At 68.7% G+C, this 19,717-nt stretch carries 20 protein-coding genes; 5 read left to right on the top strand and 15 right to left on the bottom strand.

Annotated elements, in window-relative coordinates:
- Window positions 1–52: 52 nt before the first annotated feature.
- From AC5WS7_RS09325 to AC5WS7_RS09290, 8 genes are read right to left on the bottom strand one after another with little or no spacing between them, the layout of a single operon-like run.
- Window positions 53–868: a carbohydrate ABC transporter permease gene (locus tag AC5WS7_RS09325; protein WP_040822400.1), complete on the bottom strand. Its 816-nt coding sequence runs from the start codon at window positions 866–868 to the stop codon at window positions 53–55.
- Window positions 858–1,811, bottom strand: a complete 954-nt coding sequence (locus tag AC5WS7_RS09320; RefSeq protein WP_495954514.1) for a carbohydrate ABC transporter permease — start codon at window positions 1,809–1,811, stop codon at window positions 858–860. The genes AC5WS7_RS09325 and AC5WS7_RS09320 overlap by 11 nt, the downstream gene beginning before the upstream one ends.
- Window positions 1,811–2,665, bottom strand: a complete 855-nt coding sequence (locus AC5WS7_RS09315; RefSeq protein ID WP_495954011.1) for a metallophosphoesterase — start codon at window positions 2,663–2,665, stop codon at window positions 1,811–1,813. The genes AC5WS7_RS09320 and AC5WS7_RS09315 overlap by 1 nt, the downstream gene beginning before the upstream one ends.
- Entirely contained in the window at window positions 2,662–4,038 is a 1,377-nt protein-coding gene (locus AC5WS7_RS09310) for an ABC transporter substrate-binding protein (protein WP_495954010.1), read from the bottom strand. Before AC5WS7_RS09310 ends, AC5WS7_RS09315 begins: the two co-directional genes overlap by 4 nt.
- Before the next feature lie 31 nt (window positions 4,039–4,069).
- Window positions 4,070–5,242: an ABC transporter ATP-binding protein gene (locus tag AC5WS7_RS09305; protein WP_495954009.1), complete on the bottom strand. Its 1,173-nt coding sequence runs from the start codon at window positions 5,240–5,242 to the stop codon at window positions 4,070–4,072.
- Complete coding sequence (locus tag AC5WS7_RS09300) at window positions 5,243–6,148, bottom strand: alpha/beta hydrolase family protein (protein ID WP_495954008.1); 906 nt, start codon at window positions 6,146–6,148, stop codon at window positions 5,243–5,245.
- On the bottom strand, window positions 6,145–6,669 hold the full coding sequence (locus tag AC5WS7_RS09295) for a YiiD C-terminal domain-containing protein (RefSeq protein ID WP_495954007.1): 525 nt from the start codon (window positions 6,667–6,669) through the stop codon (window positions 6,145–6,147). The genes AC5WS7_RS09300 and AC5WS7_RS09295 overlap by 4 nt, the downstream gene beginning before the upstream one ends.
- A gap of 15 nt (window positions 6,670–6,684) precedes the next feature.
- A complete protein-coding gene (locus AC5WS7_RS09290) occupies window positions 6,685–7,845 on the bottom strand; it encodes an acyl-CoA dehydrogenase family protein (RefSeq protein WP_495954006.1) in 1,161 nt (386 codons plus the stop codon).
- 145 nt (window positions 7,846–7,990) lie between these two features.
- On the opposite strand from AC5WS7_RS09290, the gene AC5WS7_RS09285 reads away from it, so the two are divergent.
- Together AC5WS7_RS09285 and AC5WS7_RS09280 are read left to right on the top strand one after the other, a co-directional pair.
- A complete protein-coding gene (locus tag AC5WS7_RS09285) occupies window positions 7,991–8,920 on the top strand; it encodes a PDR/VanB family oxidoreductase (RefSeq protein WP_495954005.1) in 930 nt (309 codons plus the stop codon).
- 109 nt (window positions 8,921–9,029) lie between these two features.
- Window positions 9,030–9,725 (top strand): DUF8020 domain-containing protein, encoded by a 696-nt coding sequence (locus AC5WS7_RS09280; protein ID WP_495954004.1) that lies wholly within the window; start codon window positions 9,030–9,032, stop codon window positions 9,723–9,725.
- A gap of 283 nt (window positions 9,726–10,008) precedes the next feature.
- Here the strand turns inward: AC5WS7_RS09280 and AC5WS7_RS09275 are convergent, their stop codons facing one another.
- The gene (locus AC5WS7_RS09275; protein ID WP_495954003.1) at window positions 10,009–11,205 is read right to left on the bottom strand and encodes a cytochrome P450 family protein; all 1,197 of its coding nucleotides are present in this window, start codon (window positions 11,203–11,205) and stop codon (window positions 10,009–10,011) included.
- Between the two features lie 154 nt (window positions 11,206–11,359).
- Here AC5WS7_RS09275 and AC5WS7_RS09270 point away from each other — a divergent pair, with 154 nt between their 5' ends.
- Window positions 11,360–11,824 carry a PaaI family thioesterase gene (locus AC5WS7_RS09270; RefSeq protein WP_495954002.1) on the top strand — a complete coding sequence of 155 codons (465 nt, stop codon included), beginning with the start codon at window positions 11,360–11,362 and terminating at the stop codon, window positions 11,822–11,824.
- A gap of 49 nt (window positions 11,825–11,873) precedes the next feature.
- Here AC5WS7_RS09270 and AC5WS7_RS09265 read toward each other — a convergent pair whose 3' ends face one another.
- From AC5WS7_RS09265 to AC5WS7_RS09255, 3 genes are read right to left on the bottom strand one after another with little or no spacing between them, the layout of a single operon-like run.
- Window positions 11,874–12,743: an acyl-ACP desaturase gene (locus AC5WS7_RS09265; RefSeq protein ID WP_495954001.1), complete on the bottom strand. Its 870-nt coding sequence runs from the start codon at window positions 12,741–12,743 to the stop codon at window positions 11,874–11,876.
- Between the two features lie 16 nt (window positions 12,744–12,759).
- On the bottom strand, window positions 12,760–13,593 hold the full coding sequence (locus AC5WS7_RS09260; RefSeq protein WP_495954000.1) for an SAM-dependent methyltransferase: 834 nt from the start codon (window positions 13,591–13,593) through the stop codon (window positions 12,760–12,762).
- Entirely contained in the window at window positions 13,590–13,856 is a 267-nt protein-coding gene (locus AC5WS7_RS09255; RefSeq protein ID WP_495953999.1) for an acyl carrier protein, read from the bottom strand. Before AC5WS7_RS09255 ends, AC5WS7_RS09260 begins: the two co-directional genes overlap by 4 nt.
- Before the next feature lie 27 nt (window positions 13,857–13,883).
- Between AC5WS7_RS09255 and AC5WS7_RS09250 the strand changes: the two genes are divergently transcribed.
- On the top strand, window positions 13,884–14,951 hold the full coding sequence (locus AC5WS7_RS09250; protein WP_495953998.1) for an RNA-guided endonuclease InsQ/TnpB family protein: 1,068 nt from the start codon (window positions 13,884–13,886) through the stop codon (window positions 14,949–14,951).
- Window positions 14,952–14,985: 34 nt separating this feature from the next.
- On the opposite strand, the gene AC5WS7_RS09245 is transcribed toward AC5WS7_RS09250, so the two are convergent.
- The 3 genes from AC5WS7_RS09245 to AC5WS7_RS09235 are packed head-to-tail and all read right to left on the bottom strand — an operon-like array spanning window position 14,986 to window position 18,041.
- A complete protein-coding gene (locus tag AC5WS7_RS09245; RefSeq protein ID WP_495953997.1) occupies window positions 14,986–15,570 on the bottom strand; it encodes a PaaI family thioesterase in 585 nt (194 codons plus the stop codon).
- A 4-nt stretch (window positions 15,571–15,574) separates the two neighbouring features.
- Window positions 15,575–16,363 carry a ferritin-like domain-containing protein gene (locus AC5WS7_RS09240; RefSeq protein WP_495953996.1) on the bottom strand — a complete coding sequence of 263 codons (789 nt, stop codon included), beginning with the start codon at window positions 16,361–16,363 and terminating at the stop codon, window positions 15,575–15,577.
- 16 nt (window positions 16,364–16,379) lie between these two features.
- Window positions 16,380–18,041 (bottom strand): AMP-binding protein, encoded by a 1,662-nt coding sequence (locus tag AC5WS7_RS09235; RefSeq protein ID WP_495953995.1) that lies wholly within the window; start codon window positions 18,039–18,041, stop codon window positions 16,380–16,382.
- Between the two features lie 257 nt (window positions 18,042–18,298).
- Here AC5WS7_RS09235 and AC5WS7_RS09230 point away from each other — a divergent pair, with 257 nt between their 5' ends.
- The gene (locus AC5WS7_RS09230) at window positions 18,299–19,708 is read left to right on the top strand and encodes an NAD(P)/FAD-dependent oxidoreductase (RefSeq protein WP_495953994.1); all 1,410 of its coding nucleotides are present in this window, start codon (window positions 18,299–18,301) and stop codon (window positions 19,706–19,708) included.
- Window positions 19,709–19,717 lie beyond the last annotated feature (9 nt).

Here is a 19,717-nt window from a genome sequence, read left to right as displayed (position 1 = left end):
CGGGAGATCTCCCGGACCGGCCCATTGCCGTTGCCGCAGAACGAAGTCCGTGCTATTTCAACCCCGATCGCACGAACGCGTTGACGATCTGGCGCTGCAACACCAGATACAGCAGCATCACCGGCAGGCACGCGAGGCTGGCGACGGCCATCATCGGGCCCCACTGATCCTGCTCGGCGCTGCTGAGGAAGCTGCGCAATCCGAGTTGCAGTACCCCGTTGGACTTTCGGAGCACCACCGCGGGCCAGAAGTACTCGTTCCACTCGTTGATGAACAGCAGGATCGCCAGTGCGGCGAGGGCGGGGCGCAGATTCGGTACCACCACCGTCCACAGGATCGACCAGGACGAGCGTCCGTCGATCTTGGCCGCCGCTACCAGTTCCTTCGGGAAGGCCGCCATGTGCTGACGCAGCAGCAGTACGGCCAATGCCGAGCACAGCGTCGGCAACACCACGCCGATCAGCGTGTTCAGCAGCCCCAGCTGGTTGAGCAGGATGTAGTTGGGCAGCATCGTGACCTGGAACGGCACCAGCCAGGTGCCGACGAACGCCAGGTACAGCACCCGTTGCAGCGGAAAGGTGTACATGGTGAACGCGTACGAGGCCAGCAGCGCCACCAGCAACTGCCCGGCCGCGGACAGGGCGGCGATGAAGAACGTGTTCCCGATCAGTCCGAGCACGTCGACCTGGCGCGCGGCATCGATGTAGTTGGCTGCCGAGAGCGGCCACGGCACCGGTGACAACGACCAGACGTCCTGCGGCCGGCGCAGCGCCGTGGCGAACAGCCAGTAGATCGGAAAGGCGCACAGCAGCGCCGTTACCGCCAGCAGCAGATGGCTGCCGGCGGTGCGCAGCCGGTCAATCATCATGGAAGGAAACCCTTTCCGAGATCCACACCAGCACTCCGGCGACCGCCCCGAAACCGAGGAACAGCAGCACACCCGCGGCCGCGCTCAGTCCGGCGTCGAAACTGTGGAAGGCGTAGTCCCACAACAGGTAATAGATGTTCGTGGTGGCCCGGGTCGGTCCGCCCTGGGTCAGGGTGTCGATCAGGGGGAAGGTCAGCACCGGGCTGAGCAGCACCGTGGTCAGCACCAGGAAAAGCAGCGTCGGCGACAGCAGCGGCAGCGTGATCCAGCGCAGGATCTGGCCGGGCCGGGCGCCGTCCACCCGGGCCGCCTCGTCGTAATCGCCACTGATACCGGCGAATCCGGCCCACACCACCAGAACCGCGAAACCCAGCAGCTGCCAGCCGGTGATCACGATGATCACCCACGGCGCGGTGGACGGCTCGTACACCCAGTTGCGGTCCGAGCCCAGCACCCGATCCACCGCGCCGCTGCGCGGGTTCAGCAGCCATCGCCATACCGCGGCGGCGGCGACCGGCGCCACCAGGAAGGGCGCGAAGACGAACGCCTGGTACACCGTGCGCGCGCGATCGGACACGCGCCGGGCGGCCAGGGCGATCGGCACCGGCAGCAGCACGGTGAACGGCAGCAGCCCGGCGATGAGCACCACGGTGCGCCCGATCGAGTCGGTGAACTCCGGAAGATCCAGCAGCCGACGGTAATTCGCCAGACCCACCGGTGTGCTCGGCGAGGTGGGCAGCAGATTCCAGGAGTAGGTGGACAGCTGCACCGCCTGCGCCAGCGGCCGATAGGTCCACACGACCAGCAGGATCAGCGCGGGAGCCAGATACAGATACGGCACGGCGCGCCGTCCCGCCCGGCGAAGGGCGGAACGACGCGCCGGAACCGTCTCGGCCGCAACGCGATCGCGCTGCTCCTCGGCGGTGGTGTCGACGACGAACATCATTGCGACTCGGCGGCCAGCGCCGCCAGCTGATCGAGCACCTCGGACTGCGGCCGGTCGTAGACCGCCGGCGCCGGGGTGGCCTCCACCGCCGTGACCACGAACGCCGAACCCACGACATCGATTCGGCTGTAACCGAATCCGGCGATGCCCCGGTGCCGGCCCGCGGGCGCCATCGGGTCGAGCCGGTAGGCCACCGCCGGGCCCAGCCACACCGGGATCCCGCCCAGCGCCGAGGCCGCGGTGAAGTGGTTGTGCCCGCAGATGATCATTCCCACGTCGGTGCCCGCTAGGACCGCCTCGAGGTGCTCGGCCTGCTGGAGTTTGAGCACCTCGGCCGCGGGGTTCGCCGAAGGGATCGGCGGATGGTGCAGCATCAGCAATGTGCCGCGCGGCGCGGGCGTGCGCAATTGCGCGGCGAGCCAATCCAATTGGTCCGCTTCGAGGCGGCCGTTGTGCCTGCCCGGAGTGGAGCTGTCCAGCGCGATGATCCGGAGTCCGTCGACGGTCACGACCGAATCGTGCGGCCGGGCGGGATCGATGCCGTCCGGGTCGAGGCCGAGCAATTCGGCCCCGAACGCGGTGCGCTCGTCGTGATTGCCCATGGCGTAGACAACCGTCGCGCCGAGGTCGGCCGCCACCGGTTCCACGGCCGCGGCCAAGCGCCGGTACGCCTCGGGCGAACCGTTGTCGGTGAGGTCGCCGGACAGCACCAGCGCATCGATCTTCGCGCCGTTGCGCAGTCCCTCCAGCACGACGGTCAGATTCGCCATCGTGTCCACACAGCCGTGCAGCAGTTCCCCGGCGGCGCGAATGTGGGTGTCGGTCAGCTGGATTACGGTGAGATCGTTCATGACGCCGGCAGCAGTTTGGCGCCCGCGTCCCGGGCGGCGGTGAGGGTGGACTGGGCGTCCTTGCCCTGGAAAACGATCGATTCGACCGCGTCCATCATGCCGTCCCGAACCTGGAGATAGTTGCCGCCGGGCATGGACACCCACGGCTCCATCCGATCCAGCTGGGCGACGTTCGGGGTGACCAGCGGGTTCTGCTGCGCCCAGCTCTGCAGGCCGCTCGGGTCCTGCAACAGTCCGGTGCGCAGCGGCAGGTAGCCGATGCCCTTGGAGATCATGGTGAACGCCTCGGGACTGGTGAGAAACTTGATCAATTCCCATCCGGCGCGCTGCTTGGCCGGATCGTTGGACAGGATGTGCAGTCCCGCACCGGAATTGGTGGGTACCGTGGGTTTGCCGTCGAAGCTGGGCATCTGCGCGTCACGCAGATCCCACTTGCCCTTGGCGCCCTTCTCGAACACTCCCTGCACGGCGCTGGTCTCGAGGATCATCCCGATATCGCCGCGGGCGAAGCTCTCGTACCCCTGCTTCTGGTCGAGCTTGGGCATCTCGCCGCTGCTCACCAACTGCTGCCCGAACTGGGTCACCTGGACCGCGGGTGCGTCGGCGTAGGTCAGCGTCTTCCGGTTCTCGGAGATCACCCGGCCGCCGTTGGAACGCACCATGGACTGGAAGCACCAGTCCTTCGCGGTCTTGGTCAGGCAGTCGATGTAGACCCCGCCCTTACCGGTCTTGTCGGCGATGGCGCGGGAGGCGTCGGCGACCTGCTGCCAGGTGGCCGGCGGCTTGGCCGGATCCAGGCCGGCCTGCTGGAACAGCGAGGCGTTGTAGTACAGCACCGGAGTGGAGAAGACGAACGGCACACCGTAGGTGTGGCCGCCCCAATCGTCCAGGGTGCGGGCGCGTGGCGCGTACGCGTGCTGCGGCCCGTCGAATTCGGCCTGCACCTCCTGCTTGCCGACCAGCTCGTCCAGCGGTTTGGCGCCCAGCTGGTGGATGGTGAAATCCAGGTCGCTGAAACCCAATTGGGCGACATCCGGCGGTGTGCCGGCGGCCATCTGGTTCTGGATACTGGAGATGGTGTCGGTCGCCGGGTTGGGGCTGTTGCCCTGCGGCTTCTGCGCGGTGACCTTGATGTTCGGGTGCTGCTTGGTGAATTCGGCGATCAGCGCGTTGAAGGTGTCGGTCCAGGGCCCGGCCAGGCCGTAGTTGTAGGACTCGAAAACGATCGACACCTGCTGATCCGGCTTCAGCTGCGGGATCTGCGCGACGCTCGTCGCGGCAGTGGTTCCATCGGTGCCGCCGACGCCACCGCAGGCGCTCAGCGCCAGGGTGCAGGCGAATACCAGGCCCAGCAGGGGCATGGTGCGTTTCACGGTATTTCTCCTCATCGAGTGGTGGCGGAGTTCAGGAAACCGGCACGACCGGACGGTCGTCGTGCTCGGCGGGGACGGTCGGCCGCGGCTCGCGTCGGCGCAGCCGCAAACCGGACTCGGGATCGAACAGGTGGATCCGCTCGGGCATCACCCGGGCGCCGATGCGCCGGCCGACCGAGACGCCGGCCGGGCGGGTGACCCGGGCGCACAGCGACAGCTCGCCGGCCGAGAAATGAACCAGCTCTTCGCTGCCCAGGTTCTCGACCATGGTCACCGTGCCGCGGATATCGCCGTCGCCGGACTCCAGTAGCAGATGCTCCGGCCGGATACCGGCGACAACCCGCTGTTCGACGACGTCCGCGGCGGTGCTGCCGGTGCCGGAGTCGTCGGCGGGGCGGTTCGCGGCGGCGTCGAGGGCGATATCGATTCCCTCGGCCGTCACCCGCACCCGCCCGTCGCGTTCGCGCACCACCGCCGGGAACAGATTCATCGGCGGCGAGCCCAGGAATCCGGCCACGAACACCGACCGGGGCCGGTCGTAGAGTTCCTCGGGCGTGCCGACCTGCGCCACCCGGCCCGCGTCGAGCAGCGCGATCCGGGTGGCCATCGTCATCGCCTCCACCTGGTCGTGGGTGACATAGAGGAAGGTCGCGCCCAGGCGCCGATGCAGCGCGATGAGTTCGGCGCGGGTGGCGCTGCGCAGTTTGGCGTCCAGGTTGGACAGCGGCTCATCCATCAGGAACGCGCCCGGATCGCGAACCATGGCCCGCGCCAACGCGACTCGCTGGCGCTGGCCGCCGGACAGCGCGGCCGGGCGACGGCCCAGCAACTCCTGCAGTTGCAGCGTCGCGGCCACCTCGGCGACCTGCTCGCGAACGCGCGCCCGCCGCCGTCGCCGCGCCCGCAGCGGGAAGGCGATGTTCTGCGCCACCGTCAGATGCGGGTACAGGGCGTAGCTCTGGAACACCATCGCCAGATCCCGGCGCTGGGCCGGGGCATCGGTGATGTCGTTGCCGTCCAGCAGGATTCGCCCGGAACTCGGCTCCTCGAGCCCCGCGATCATGCGCAGCAACGTGGACTTGCCGCAACCGCTGGGACCGAGCAGCACCAGGAACTCACCGTCGGCGATATCGAGGCTCACCTCGTCCACGGCCCGCGTGCCACCGAACTTCTTGGAAACCGCCTCGAGGCGCAGTCCGGCCACCTACGGCTCCCTGGGCTCGGGTACGGTGCCCGCCGAGATCCATTGCGCCACACCGGCCGCGATCGCGGGGGAGTCCTTGACCCAGGCGAAGTGGTCGCGGTGCACCACCTCTGAGCGCTCGTCCAGATGCCAGCGGGTGACCCGAGCGGACGGCATCCGCGAAACCAGGAATTCCACATTGGATTTCGGGCCCAGCGGGTCATCGGACAGCGAGATCGCCAGCACCGGGAGCGGCATCGCGGCCAGCAGCGTGTTGTAGCGGCGGCGGGTGCCGCGCGGCCGGTAGTAACTGGTCAGCGAGTGCAGTGACCAGTCCCGCATCACCCCGCCGGGCATCGGGGCCGGAATCAGCACGCCGCCGGGCCAGTGCCCCTTGATCCGCGCCACCAGCCCGATCCACTGGATCCGGCTCAACGCCTCGAACCAGCGGCGCATCCCGAACGCCCACCAGAACACGGTGCCGGTGCCGATGACCGCCACTCCCGCAACGCGTTCCGGTTCCGCGGCGGCGAACAGCAGTGCCACCTGACCGCCCAGGCTGTGCCCGAACAGCCGCAGCGGTGCGCCCGGAAAGCGCTGCTCGACAGCGGACACGATGGCGGGCATATCTATCTCGAGCATCTCCCGATAGCCGAAGTCGGCGTGCTCGCCGAGCGCCGGACGAGCCTCGCCCTGCGCCCGCAGATCGCAGGTGGCCACCGAAAGGCCTTGTGCGTGCAGCGCTTTCGCCAGGAAGAAGTATGCCTTGGCCTTCATCGCCATGGCAGGCAGCAGCAGCACCACGGGCGCGTCGGCGCGTTCTGCGGGCAGCCAGCGCACCGTGAAATCCACCCCGTCCGAGGTGGTCACGGTGGTGGATTCCAACGTGCCGAATCCGGACCGGGATTCGGGGGTGGCAGTGGTCATGACCGGTCCCCGCCGAGCACGATGTCGCAGACGTAGTCGAAGGTGAACTTCGCGACCACCACGTCGTTGTCGTCACGCAGCAGCGCCTTGCCGCCGAGTTCGAAACGCTCGGACCGCTCGGCGCCCAGGATGTCGGCCAGTTCGCGCTGGTCCACCGTGGCGATCGCGCGGATGCGGCCCACGGCCGGCTTGCGGTAGGCTGCGGTGCCGCCGCGCAGCACCAGCCGCTCGACGGTGTGCAACCGGGCGGCGGCCGCACCGACGAAGGCAGCCGCACCCGCGATGTCGGCGGCGGTGAACAAGGCGCCGGCGTGCACGGTGCCCATGTGATTGCGAGCGTGGTCGACGGCGGGGATCTCCACCACCGCCTGCTCCGGGCCGACCTCGGTGATCAGGGTGCCCACATGCCGGCCGAACGGCACCATGTCCTGCGACACCGCGCGCAGGTATTCGTAATCCACTGCGGCCGGGTCGAGCTCGGGGTAGGCGGCGGCGAATCCGCCGATCGTGCGCTGGGTCATGTTGTCCTCCTCGGGTCAGCGAGGTCCGCGCAGGGCGCGGCGGGCGATCGACCACCGCAGCACCTCCGACGGGCCTTCGTAGATGCGGAATGCCCTGGCCTCCACCAGGAATCGGGCAACCAGGTGGTCTTCGCAGACGCCGAGCCCGCCGTGCAACTGCACGGCCCGGTCCAGAACCCGCCAGACCGCCTCGGAGACGAAGGTTTTGGCGATCGAGGTCTCGTGCCGGGCCTGCGCGGACACCGCGCCCTCGGCGTCGATGGTGGCGGCCGCGGTGTGGATCAGGCCGCGGGCGGCCGCGATGTCGATCTCGCTGTCCGCGATGAGCCCCTGGGCCAGACCGTGTTCGGCGATCGGCGTGCCGAAGGCGGTGCGGCGCACCACATGATCGAGGGTCAGCTGCTGAGCGCGCACCGCCAAGCCGAGCCAGTTCATGCAGAACGTCAGCCGGGACGGCGCCAGCCGCACCGCCGCCAGTTCCAGTCCGTGCCCGACCGTGCCCAGTACCGCGGAGTCGGGTACCTCGCAGTCCGCGAACTCCACCTCGCAGTGCCCACCGGGGGCGCTGGTGTGGTCCAGGGTCGGCATCCGGCGGCCCACTCGCAGTCCGGGATTGTCCGAGTCGACCAGGAACATGGTCGGCCCGTCCGGGGTTCTGGCCACGCAGATGACGAAGGCCGCGCCCTGGGCGCCGGTGGTGAAATGCTTGGCGCCGTTGATGATCCAGCCGTTGTCGGTCTCCTCCGCGACCGTGCGCAGCATGCGTGGATCCGATCCGGCGCCGGGCGCGGGTTCGGTCATGGCGATCGCCGAGCGAACCTCGCCCGAGGCCAGCGGTGCGAGATACCGCTCCTGCTGTTCGGGATTGGCGACGTGGGCCAGCAGGTGGATGTTGCCGTCGTCGGGAGCCCACGCGTTCACCGCGAGCGGGCCGATCAGGCTGGCGCCGGCGGCCTCCAGCACCCGGGCCTGGGCCCGGGTGTCCAGTCCCAGGCCGCCGTACCCGGGGGCCGACAGCGGTCCGAAAACGCCCGCGTCCTTGGCCTTCTTCTGCAGATCCAGGCGCAACGCGTCGTCCATCACGCGGCCGCCGACCACTATCTCGCGCTCGATCGGTATGACATGCTCTCGAACAAACTCGCTGGTCTTGTCGACCAGTTCCGTCACCGGGGTCATGCGCTCAGTGTCGGTCCGGTTCGTCCCGATACCGAGGGCGATAGTCAACGCCGATCGGTCTAGAAGAGTCCGCGCAACCATCGTGCATCGGATCTGCGTCTCGGCCACGGTGGTGGCGACGAACGACAGGGCCGAGAGGACCAGGATGACGGAGTTCGGGGTGCGGGTCCAGACCCGCCGGGACGAGGCCGAGGGCGTGTTCGGCCTCGAGCTCGCCGCCGCCGACGGCACGCCGCTACCGGCCTGGTCGCCGGGAGCGCACATCGATATCGGCGTGGGTCCGCACGGGGTGCGGCAGTACTCGCTGTGCGGGGATCCCGCCTCGCGGCACTGGCGCGTGGCGATCCTGCGCGAACCAGCGGGACGTGGCGGTTCGGAGCACTTGTTCCAGACCGCACTGCCCGGTTCGGAACTGCGGGTTTCGGTGCCGCGCAACAACTTCGAACTCGTCGACCGGCAGTCGTACGTCTTCGTCGCGGGCGGCATCGGCATCACCCCGCTGCTGCCGATGGCAGCCGCCGCGGCGGCCGCGGGCGCGGAGTGGACGCTCTACTACGGCGCGCGCACCCGTGCGCACCTGGCCTTCACCGCGGAATTGGCCCGTCACGGTGGACGGGTGGTGCTGGTGCCGCAGGACGAGGACGGCCTGTTGCCGATCGAGCGAATCGTCGGCGAAGCCGGCGCCGCCGCGGTGTACTGCTGCGGTCCGGAGCCGCTGCTGACGGCCGTGGAGAACGCGGGCGCCGCATCTGGCGTCGCGGTCCACCTCGAGCGTTTCGCGCCGAAAGCAGTGGCGCGGAAAGAGAATCGCTCCTTCGAGGTACGGCTCGCGGGCAGCGGCGACACCTTCCGGGTCGGTGCCGAGCAGTCGATCGCCGACGTACTCGAGGCGGCTGGGGTGCCCATCGTCACCTCTTGCCGCGAAGGCACCTGCGGCAGTTGCGAAACCGGAGTGCTGTCCGGCGCCGTCGAGCACCGCGACAGTCTGCTCACCGAGGACGAGCGCGCCCGCGGCGACACCATGATGCTGTGCGTCTCGCGCGCCTGCTCGGAGGTCCTGGTCCTCGATCTCTGACGGCGGCGAATCTTCCAGCGCGCGAATCGATCGTCCGCCGGCACCACAGACGTGCGCGCAACCGCGCGCCGGTTCCACCCGAACACAGAACGAGTAGAAGGCAGCAAGGATGAGGAAATTCGCTGCGGCGTCGACCCTTCTGGTCACGACGCTGGCCGTCACGGCCGGCGTGGCCGGCGCGGCGCCGGCGGACAGCGGTGTGGTGAACTACAAGGCCACCACCACCAAGACGGCAACCATCATCTCCACCGACGCGGGCTCGATGTCCGCGCAGGACGGGGTCTTCAAGATCAAGGCAGCCAACGGCACTGTGCTGGCCGGCACCGAATTGTCTTTCCGGGTGGATGATTTCGTCTTCCCGATCGCGGCCGACATTCACGACCACACCGCGACGCTGACCCCGCAGCTCGACGTCGCGCACGCGGTCTACAAGCCCGTCGCGCTGCCCTACGAGAACACCGCGCCGTGGAAGACCCCGTACGACCGTGAGCAGGCGGCCTGGAACCGCATGGTGACCACCATCTCCGCCGGCGCCACGATCGGCACCCTGGTGGGCGGTCTCGCCGGAGGTGCGGTGGGCTGCCTGCTCGGCGGCATCGCGGGCGCTACCGTGGCCGCGGCCGCCATCGTCGGCCTGTTCGGCGCCTTCGTGCCGGCCGCCGCCGTCGGCTGCCTCGGCGGCATCATCGCCGTCGGCGCGCTGGGCACCCTGGCCGGTCAGCTGCTGGTGACCGCGCCGGTGGCCATCGCGGCAGCGGCTCAGTACTTCACCACCATCAACCAGCCGTTCACGCCCGCGAAGTAAACAGACGCCCCGGTGTGAGTGCCGGGGGGACACCAGGCCCCGCCCGGAATTCCGGGCGGGGCTCTCGGTCTGCGCGGCCGTCTCGGATCGAGCACGTGTCACCTCGTCTGCCACCGCACGCCTGGCGTCGTTGCCGCACGAATCGGTCGGGTTTCACACAACGAGTACGAATGCTGTTGGCGCAGAGTAATTGTCGGAACCGGCGCGAGTAAGAAGGCGACGGCCGGTATTGCGCCGGTGCGCAACCCGGACCTCGAGCGTGGCGGGATCGGCGCGGTATGGGTCAGTCGCGCAGCAGTACGGGTAGCGCCACCAGACCCCGGATCAGTGTGCTCTCGTACCAGCGCAGGGGAGCTGCGCCGGGGTCCGGGCGCAATGCCGGAAAGCGTTGCAGCAGTGCGGTGAAGGCGATCGTGGCCTCCATCCGGGCCAGCGGGGCGCCGAGGCAGAAGTGGATGCCGTGCCCGAACGCGAGGTGGCCGGTGCGGTCCGCGGCGGGGTCCAGGACGTCCGCGTCGGCGAATCGGGACGGGTCGCGATCGGCCGCCGCCAAGGCGACGTAGACGATCTCGCCGGCCGGAATCTCGGTGTCGCCGAGTGTGATCGGTTCGGCGGTGTAGCGCGCCATCGACAGGCCGACAGGGCCGTCGAAGCGCAGGAACTCCTCGACGGCGGCGGGGATCCGGGCGGGATCCGCCCGCAGCTCCGCCATCCGCTCTGGGTTGCGCAGCAGCGCAAGGGTGCCGTTGCCGATCAGGTTGACGGTGGTCTCGTACCCGGCCACCAGCAGCAGGAACGACATGGACACCAGTTCGGCGGGGGTGAGGCGATCACCGTCGTCGGTGGTGTGCGCCAGCGCGGACAGCAGATCCTGTCCGGGCCGGGTGATCTTGTCGTGCACCAGATCTCCCAGGAAGCCCGCCATCGCCACGGTGGATTCGCGGCGCTGTTCCTCGCGGCCGACCACGCCGACCAGATCGGTGGTCCAGCGGCGGAAGGAGTCCCGGTCCGTGACGGCCACTCCCAGCATCTCGCAGATGACCGTAATGGGCAGTGGCACAGCGAATTCCGTCAGCAGATCCACCCGCTCGCACGCTTGCGCGGCATCCAGCAGATCGGCGGTGATCTGCTCGATCCGCGGCCGCAGCTGTGCGATCCGGCGGGTGGTGAACGCCTTGGTGACCAGTTTGCGCAGCCGGGTGTGCTCGGGAGGATCGCTGTTGAGCATATGCGACATCAGCGCCAGCGTGCGCGGATCGGACCCGCCGCCGCGCTTGGCGCTGATCACCCCGTCCAGGCGCGCGATGTCCTTGCGCAGGCGCGAATCAGCCAGCGCCGCACGAGCTTCCGGATAACCGATCACCACCCACCGCTCGGTCTCGTCCGGGAATCGCACCCGGTGCACCGGCCCCCGGGCGCGCCAGCGCCGATAGTAGGCATGCGGATCGGCGAAGAAATCGGCGCCCAGCGTCTCGGCCACAGCCGCGACGGTACCGGCCGGGCCGGGTCCGCGGCGACCGCGCGCGGTGTTCCGATCATCCGATCGGAGGTGAGTATCGCCGGCGCGGCGGCCATCCGCAGTTCACCGAACGCTGTTCGAATGGCTTCGTATCGTTCGGCAGGAGGGAAAACCTATGACCAGCACCGATATTCAGGCCGCAGACGTGGTCGCGGCCCGGGTCGGCGAACTCACCGAGATCTTCGAGCGGGGCCTGCGCGAGAAGCTGGGAGTCGGCGCCTCGCTCGGCATCCGGCTCGATTCGGCCGGGGCCGGGTTCACCCGGTACTACCTGGACCCGAACCCGGCGACGATCAACGCCATGTTCACCGTGCACGGCGGGGTCCTGGCGACGCTGATGGACACCGCGATGGGCAGCGCGGTCTTCACCACCCTCGCCGACGGTGTGGCGTACACGACGCTGGAGCTGAAGGTGAATTTCATCCGCTCGGTCGCCCTGGACGGCAGCAGGCTGACCTGTGAGGCCACCGCCGTGCACGTCGGGCGCCGGACCGCGACCGCCGAGGGGCGGATCACCGACGCCAAGGGCAAATTGATCGCACACGGGTCCACCACGATTCTGGTGCTGCAGCCGCAGTGATCGCGCGCGGATCGGCCCGGCCACCATGCGGCGACCGGGCCGATCCGGCTCAGGACAGCGTGCGACAGCGGTCCAGGAATCGGACCAGTTCGTCCAGTGGTTCGGTGCGGGTGTCGACCGCTCGATCGATGATCTTGACCAGATGCTCGTAGGCGGCGGTGTGGTCGTAGTCGGCGACGTCGGCGATGCGCAGCGCCCACCGCCAGTAGCCACGCATGGTGTCGGCCAACGGCATCCGGAATCCGGCGACCACCTCGCGGATCGGTTCCACCACCGCGTCGCCCTGCGTGCGCAGGTAGCGGCCCACCACGTCGGCCATGAAACTGAAGTGCCGGGCCTCGTCGCGAGCCAGCCGGGTCAGCACCGCGCCCAGCACCGGATCGCCGCAAACCTCGCGCAGCGACTGGTAGTACATCTGCGTCGCCTTCTCCTGCACCAGCGCGTAGGCGAAGAACTGCACCGGATGCCGGTAGGGCAGATCGAAGGGTTTGCGGCCCTCGACCGCGAGTTCGCTTCGCAGCGTGACTCTTTCGGCCATCCCGGCGGCGTGCTGATAGCGCGCCAGCGCACGGGCGTGAGTGTCCTCCTCCACCGCCCACCGCACCGTGAAGTGGTACAGCTCGCGGTTGTGCAGGTAGGTGTCCTGGTCGACGCGGTCGTCCACCGGGAAATACCGTTGGTACACATCGAAATAGCCGGGCAGGTGGTCCTCGATATAGGTGACGAACTGCACCGCCGAACGCTGGCCCTCGGTGAGTCGGCCGGCATCGGCGCTCGCCCAGTCGAACGCGGTCTCCACATCCCAGGCGCGGGCGGCCGGCGACGCGGCCAGGAAGCCGTCCACCGCCGCGGTCACCTCGTCGGTGGGCAGCAGGACAGCCGCTGTCGGCAGCGTCGCCGCGGGGATCTCCCGGGTCATCGGAATTCCTCTCCGGCTAGCGCGAGTTGCGGCAGGTCAGCGCGTAATGCTTGGTGGTGTAACCCCAACCGGCATTGGCGATTTCGAGATAGCGCCGCAACGTCGCGGCCAGGCCCGGACGGTGCGCGTCGATCCGGTCCGCGGCGGCGTCCACATTGCCGATCCACGCTTCGATGGTGCGGCGGTAGTCCGTGGTCAGATCATCCACGGCGATCACCGAGAAACCGGCGTTCTCCGCGCCGGTCACCAGTTCCGAGAGCGGACGCAGCTCACCGAAGCCGAAGATGTCCGACCGGACGAACCGGGTGCCGTCCTTCTCGTCGAAAGCGTTACGCGCCATCGCATTCCGGAAACAGCTCTCCGATACGTACAGCGTGCCGCCGCGGCGCAGCACGCCGCGAGCCCGGCCGAAGACCGCATCGAGATCGGGCATGTGCACGATGGATCCGAGCAGCGTCACCGCGTCGAAACCCCGTTCGGGCAGGTCGAGTTCCTCGAAATGTCCGACGCGGGTCCGCACCCGATCGGTCAAACCGCGAGCGGCGGCCTGGGCGGCGATGTACGCGTGCTGGCGCGGGGCCGGGCTGACTCCCAGGGTGCGGCAGTCGAATTCCTGCGCCATGAACAGGATCAGCGCGCCCCAGCCGCAGCCGACATCGAGCAGTCGCTCCCCGCCGGTCAGGCCCAAGCGGTCCGCGACGAACCGCAATTTGTGCCGCTGCGCCTGCTCCAGGGTGTCCTGCGGGGTCCGGTACAGCGCGGAACTATACTTGCGCAACGGATCCAGGAATTCGCCGAAGATCTCCGGATCGAGATCGTAATGCTGGTTGGTATCCGCGGTGGTCGTCACGCCGCCTCCGCCCGCAGCGCCTTGTCCACCACGGTCACCACGTCCGCGAGGGTGGACATGCCGAAGACATCGGAATCCTCGAGCTCGATGTCGTAGGTCCGCTCGATGCGGGCCACCATGCGCAGCACCCGGACCGAATCGACGCCGGCCATCCCGCGCAGGTCGACGTCGGGGCGCAGTTCGGCGGCCGGGATGGCGGTCTCGGCGACCGCGATCTCGGTGACGGTGTGCAGGATCTGCTCGCTGTCGTGCTTTTGTTGCATGCCATTATCTTTCGATAGAATGTTCGAATGGATGAGGTGGTGCGCTATACATACCGGCTCAGGCCCGGACGCACCGCCGAGGCAGCGTTGCTGGCCGAGTGGGGTCGCTGCCGGTGGTTGTGGAATGAAGCTGTGCATCAGCAGAAGTCCGGGCAGAAGCCGACGTTCGCGCGGCTTGGGACGCTGCTGTCCCGAGCGCGGGCGAAACTGCCGTGGTTGCGTGAGGGGTCGCAGGTCGCCCAGCAGCAGATGCTCCGCGATTACGCTCACGCGCTGCACCGCTCGTTCACAGTGAAGGGCCGCGGTCGCCCGCAGTTCAAGTCTCGCAGAAAGTCTCTGCCGAGCCTGGAGTACACGACCCGCGGGTTCTCGATCCGAGATGGTCGTTTGCTGTTGCCGAAAGGCGTTACGATTCCGGTCGTTCGGTCGCGAGAGTTGCCGTCGCCGCCCACGTCGGTTCGCGTCTATCGCGACAGCCTGGGCTGCTGGTACGCCTCGTTCGTGGTGTGCCGAGAGGATCTGCCGCACCTCGGGTACCGGAAGCGATGCGCCGCGGAGTTGGCGAAGGCGCAGCGCGCGATGGCCCGGCGTCACCGCAAAGGCCGACCACAGTCGCGGGGTTACCGTGATGCCAGGCGGCGGGCTGCCCGGCTGGCAAAGAAAGCGGCTCGACAGACCGTGCACGACTCGCGGGTGTGGGCCAAACGTGTTGTTGATCGTTATGAGGTGATCGCGGTCGAGGACTTCAAGCCCGCATTCTTGACGAGGTCCACGATGGCGCGGAAAGCCGCTGACGCGGCGATCGGTGCGGCGAAGCGTGAACTCATCGACCGTGCCAGGCGGGCCGGGCGGAAGGTGGTGATGGTCCGGCCCGCATACACGACCATGCCATGTAGTTCCTGCTTTGCGAGAGCCAAGCAAAGACCGGAACTGCACGAGAGAGACTTCCGGTGCCCCGAATGCGATTACGCCGATTCGAGAGACCGGAACGCCGCCAGAGTGGTTCTGGCCGTGGCAGAACGGGGCCACGTCAGTGTCGAGGATGTAAGACAATCGGATCACCTCCTCCGGGTGGGTGGTTCGGATGCGGTCTGAGCTGGAAATCTCCTGCCTTCAAGCGGGAGAACCGTTAAGGATGAACTCCGTTCCGGTACAGGGTGTTCGGGCCGGGCGGGTTGTCCGGCGCGAAGTGCGTGTCAGGGGTGGACAGGGCGTGTTCGAGGCGGGCGACGTCGGCGTCGTCGAGGGTGAGTTGATGCCGGACGTCGGCGAGGGCGAAGGGCTGATAGACGGCGCTGGACGAGGCGCACAGTCCGTCGTCTTCGCCGAGGATGTCCGCGGCTGCCCTGATGGTCCCCTCTCTGTCGGTCAGCAGCGTTGCGACACAACGGTATTGACGATCGATGAGCAGCGGTGTGAGAAAGCGGGTGCGCTGCGAGACGGTGAAGGCCGGAACCCGTCGCGCCAGGACGATGAGATTGCCCATCACCTCGTCGCAGATGACCCCGATGAGCCCGCCGTGTACCACTCCCGGATAGGACTCGAAGCGTCGATCGAGCCGGAACCGGGCCTGCACACCGTCCGCATGCCGGGTGAAGCGCAGGCCCAGGCCCGACGAATTATGCGGTGAGCAGCCGAAACAGTGGTAGTCCGGCAGCACTGTCCACGGCACGGCGATGACGTCGGCCGACGCTGTGTCGGTGCGATCGGCCATCGGTTCAGGCGATCGCATCGGCCAGGGCCCGGCGCACCTTGGCATTGGAGGACAGGTCGAGCCCGGTGATACCGGCGAAGGTCCGGCGCACCTTGTCGTGCAGCACCTCGAGTTCGCCGTCGTCGGCGATCTGCTCCAGGAACAACTCGAAGCCGGTGTCGATGGTCGCGTGCTCGCCGAGTTCGGTGATACCGGACTTGAACGTGCTCACCGGATGTTTGATCCGCGCCTCGGAGCTGTAGACGTACAGCGTCTCGAGCACCGAAGGCAGTTCCTCGGGGCGGCGGGCCAGGCGCTCGGCGGTGTAGTGGATGAATTCGCGTGCGTGCCCGGCCTCGTCGCGGCTGGCCTCGAGCAGCAGGCGCCGCAACACCGGCTCGTCCACCCACCGCGACATCGTGCGGTAGACGTGGTTGACGGTGAGTTCGGAGATGATGTTGGTCGCCAGGGTCGCCGACGGGGTGGTGCCCGGTGCGTACGGCGCCCGCATGGCGTGCACCGCGGTGTCGTCGACGCTTTCCCCGAGCGCGGCCAGCCAGGCGCGAAAAGCATAGTGGTGCTGCACTTCCTGGAAGCCCCAGACCACCGCGAAGGTGGAGAAGTCGTAGTCGTCGACGAATTCGTCGAGGAAGCCGTGGACCGCGGCGATGACATTGGACTCGCCCATGGTTGCGCTCTTGGCCAGGGTCACGTATTCGGGCCGGACCAGCCTCGGATCGATGCTGTCCAGGTCCAGGTCGCCCAGCTTCCAGTGCAGGCGCTCGTAGTGGCGGAAGACGTCGTAGCTGTGCACGGGGGCTCCGGTTTCTCTACGGAAGGCGTTGCGCGGCAACACCGTCGGCGATCAGTTCGCGGGCGGCCGACCGCTGGAGTTTGCCGCTGCTGGTACGGGGAATGCTGCGCGGCGCCGTCAGGTACACCCGCACCGCGGTCAGGCCCAGACGGGCGGCGATGCGGCCCTGGACGGCGGTGACCAGGTCGTCGGCGGCCGTATCGGTGTGGTTGGTCTCCACGATGAGAGCGATGATGTCCGCATCGGCGGGGTCGGTGGTCGCGGTGCACCGGCCCCGGTGGATGCCGTCGAGGTCGCCGACTGCGGCCTCCACGTCCTGCGCGTAGTAGTTGACCCCGCGCACGGTGATCATGTCCTTGCTGCGGCCGGTGACGAACAACTCCCCGTCGCGCAGGTAGCCGAGATCGCCGGTGTGCAGCCAGCCGTCGGTGAACAGTTCGGCCGTGCGCGCCGGATCGGCGGTCAGATAGCCCTCGGTCACCGAATCGCCGCGAACGAGGATTTCTCCGACTTCTCCGTCGGGGATCGCGACGCCGGATTCCGGGTCGACCAGCCGCAGCCGCAGCCCGGCCACCGGCCGCCCGACCCCGGCCACCGCACGAGCACCCGGTGCGCCCGGCGAAACCCGGTGCGCCCAACCGGAATCCGAGAGAGTGCCGCGATCCACCCAGTCGAACAGCGGTGCTCGGCCCAACGGCGGGAAGGTGACCGCGAGCGTGGCCTCGGCCATGCCGTACACGGCGAACATCGCCGCCGGATCGAAACCGGCCGGGCCGAACCGCTGGCAGAACGCGGTCACCACCTCGTGTGAGATGGGTTCGGCGCCGTTGAAGGCGATGCGCCAGTGCCGCAGGTCGTACTCGGGCACCCGCTCGGGCGGCACCGCGGCCAGCAGCGCCTCGTAACCGAAGTTCGGCATCGCCGTGACAGTCGTTGCGCTGGTGGCGAATTCGCACAGCCAGCGCGCCGGGTCCTTGACGAACGCGCTGGGCGACCAGATGTGGGCGGGGATGCCGCGCAGGATGGCCGACAGGGTGCCGAACAGGCCCATATCGTGGAACAGCGGCAGCCAGAAACCGCCCCGGTCGGACAGGCCGAGGTCGATACCGGCGCGAATGGCGGCCAGGCCGGCCAGCACATTGCGGTGGGTCAGCCGCACCCCCTTCGGGGCGGCGGTACTGCCCGAGGTGAACTGCACCACGGCCGGATCCTCCGGCCGCACCCGGGGCAGTTCGGCGTCGGCGGTCTCGGCGAACAGCGTTGCGGTGTCGAGGAATTCGGCCGGGATCGCGGACAGTGCCGAGGTCATGGTCGCGAACTGCGGGGAGACCAGGACGGTCCGCATGCCTGCGGCGGTGACGATGGCGGCCAGTTTGCCCGGATACGTCTCGAGTTGCCGCGCGCCCGCGGGCAGCGGCAACGGGGTCGCGGCGGCCCCGGCGGCGGTGATCGCGAACAGGCCGATGAGGAATTCCGGTGCGTTGGGACACAGGATGCCCACCGGCTCGCCGCGCCGCACGCCGCGTCGCACCAGCGCCGCCGCCGCGCCGGTCGCTTTCCGGTGCAGTGTGGCGTAGTCCAAGCTCTGCGACAGCGACCAGAACGTGGCCGATACCTCGGGATGGCGGGCGGCGATCGCGGCCAGCTCCCCCGGCAGGGTCCCTGCGGATATCGTCATGCGCCCCAGCCCAGCAGCGCCGGGTTTCCGGACCCTGAACGGGCTGTGAAATGCGTGCGGTGATAAGCGTTGTCGATCGGCCAATTGCGTTGCCGGATACCGATATTCGACTATCGGGCGATAGGACCCGGTGATCGCCGCGAGGCGTGCGGCACGCCGCGGCGAGGATGGTCGCCGACACGGTCGTACATCTCGCCGGTGCGGGACGTCGCGGTCGTTTTCCCTCGGTGCCCGTTCGCTGTTCAGGAGTTGCCCAGGTGAGTTCCGACGAGACCACGGTGGCGGGGACGACCCCGGCCCATCCCGATCCAGCGGGGCGTCCGCACGCCGCCGGTGCGGATGCGACGGGCCACGGCCATGCGATCGTGGTCGGTGCCGGTATCGCCGGATTGCTGGCGACCCGGGTGCTCGCCGACCGGTTCGCGCGAGTGACGCTGGTCGAACGTGACGAATTCGCCGAAGACGGCGAGCAGATATCCAGCGAGGCCGCTACCCGGCGCGGCGTTCCACAGGCCCGGCATCTGCACGGGCTGCTCGATCGCGGCCGCACCGCCATCGAACAGCTGTTTCCAGGCTTCACCAGTGAGATGGCGCGACGCGGAGCAGGCACCGCCGAGGTGCTGATCGGAACCCGTTGGTACGTGGCCGGATTGCGGGTCGCGACCGCTGAAACCGGGCTGACCTCGGTGATGGCCACCCGGCCGCTGCTCGAGGCGGTGCTGCGCGAACGGACCCTGGCGATGCCGAACGTGCGGCTGCGGTCGCACACGACCGCGCACGGCCTGATCGGAACCGCGCACCGGGTGCGCGGCGTGGTCGCCGTCAGCGACAACGAAACGTGCACGCTCACAGGCGATCTGGTCGTGGACGCAGCCGGGCGCGGATCGCGGGCGCCGGAATGGCTCACCCGGCTCGGCGCCCGCGCTCCGCAGGAGGAGCGGCTCGAGGTCGATCTCGGGTACAGCTCCCGGTTCTACCGGCGCGATCCGGGCGCGGCGGACGGCCCGGCCTCGATCATCATCTCCACCGGAGCGAACGGGCACGGCGGCGGTGCGATCCGGGTCGAGGGCGAGCGCTGGCACGTCACGCTGGCGGGCATGCTCGGTGATCACCCGCCCACGGACCCGGCGGCGTTCGCGGCCTTCGCCGCGGGTCTGGCCGGACCCGATATCCACGACATCGTCACCGGCTGCGAACCGCTGGGAGATCCGGTGCCGCATCGGTTTCGGCATTCGGTACGGCGGCGGTTCGACCGCCAGCCCATCGTCCCGCAGGGGTTCCTGGTCCTGGGCGACGCGTTGTGCAGCTTCAACCCGCTGTACGCGCAGGGGATGACGGTGGCCGCACAGCAGGCGCTGGCACTGCGCGACTGTCTGCATATACCCGATCGCGAACTGCCGGCCCGGTTCTACGTCGCCGCCGGAAAGGTGGTGTCGGCCGCCTGGCAACTGGCGGCCTCGGCGGATCTGGCGCACCCCGGCGTCGCGGGTCCGCGCGGCCTGCGCACCCGGTTCGCCAATGCCTATGTGGCACGGGCGCAGCGCGCCGCGCATCTCGATCCGCGGGTGGCCCGGACCTTCTTGCGTGTAGCCAATCTCGTGGAACCGCCCACGGCCCTGCTGAATCCGCGTATCGCACGACGAATCCTATTGCACGGCAACGTATGAGCGGCAGAT

This window comes from Nocardia sp. PLKS1-43 (assembly GCF_059510335.1).
The sequence above is the reverse complement of the archived record's forward strand: the minus strand, read 5'-3'. Positions and strand labels throughout refer to the sequence as shown.

What these genes read in the sequence shown, in the direction of transcription:
- AC5WS7_RS09255 (WP_495953999.1), bottom strand. Translation starts at nt 13,856, where the DNA reads ATGCAACAAAAGCACGACAGCGAGCAGATCCTGCACACCGTCACCGAG.
- AC5WS7_RS09290 (WP_495954006.1), bottom strand. Translation starts at nt 7,845, where the DNA reads ATGACCCCGGTGACGGAACTGGTCGACAAGACCAGCGAGTTTGTTCGA.
- AC5WS7_RS09295 (WP_495954007.1), bottom strand. Translation starts at nt 6,669, where the DNA reads ATGACCCAGCGCACGATCGGCGGATTCGCCGCCGCCTACCCCGAGCTC.
- AC5WS7_RS09300 (WP_495954008.1), bottom strand. Translation starts at nt 6,148, where the DNA reads ATGACCACTGCCACCCCCGAATCCCGGTCCGGATTCGGCACGTTGGAA.
- AC5WS7_RS09325 (WP_040822400.1), bottom strand. Translation starts at nt 868, where the DNA reads ATGATGATTGACCGGCTGCGCACCGCCGGCAGCCATCTGCTGCTGGCG.
- AC5WS7_RS09245 (WP_495953997.1), bottom strand. Translation starts at nt 15,570, where the DNA reads ATGGCCGATCGCACCGACACAGCGTCGGCCGACGTCATCGCCGTGCCG.
- AC5WS7_RS09235 (WP_495953995.1), bottom strand. Translation starts at nt 18,041, where the DNA reads ATGACGATATCCGCAGGGACCCTGCCGGGGGAGCTGGCCGCGATCGCC.
- AC5WS7_RS09250 (WP_495953998.1), top strand. Translation starts at nt 13,884, where the DNA reads ATGGATGAGGTGGTGCGCTATACATACCGGCTCAGGCCCGGACGCACC.
- AC5WS7_RS09285 (WP_495954005.1), top strand. Translation starts at nt 7,991, where the DNA reads ATGACGGAGTTCGGGGTGCGGGTCCAGACCCGCCGGGACGAGGCCGAG.
- AC5WS7_RS09315 (WP_495954011.1), bottom strand. Translation starts at nt 2,665, where the DNA reads ATGAACGATCTCACCGTAATCCAGCTGACCGACACCCACATTCGCGCC.
- AC5WS7_RS09265 (WP_495954001.1), bottom strand. Translation starts at nt 12,743, where the DNA reads ATGACCCGGGAGATCCCCGCGGCGACGCTGCCGACAGCGGCTGTCCTG.
- AC5WS7_RS09280 (WP_495954004.1), top strand. Translation starts at nt 9,030, where the DNA reads ATGAGGAAATTCGCTGCGGCGTCGACCCTTCTGGTCACGACGCTGGCC.
- AC5WS7_RS09320 (WP_495954514.1), bottom strand. Translation starts at nt 1,811, where the DNA reads ATGTTCGTCGTCGACACCACCGCCGAGGAGCAGCGCGATCGCGTTGCG.
- AC5WS7_RS09270 (WP_495954002.1), top strand. Translation starts at nt 11,360, where the DNA reads ATGACCAGCACCGATATTCAGGCCGCAGACGTGGTCGCGGCCCGGGTC.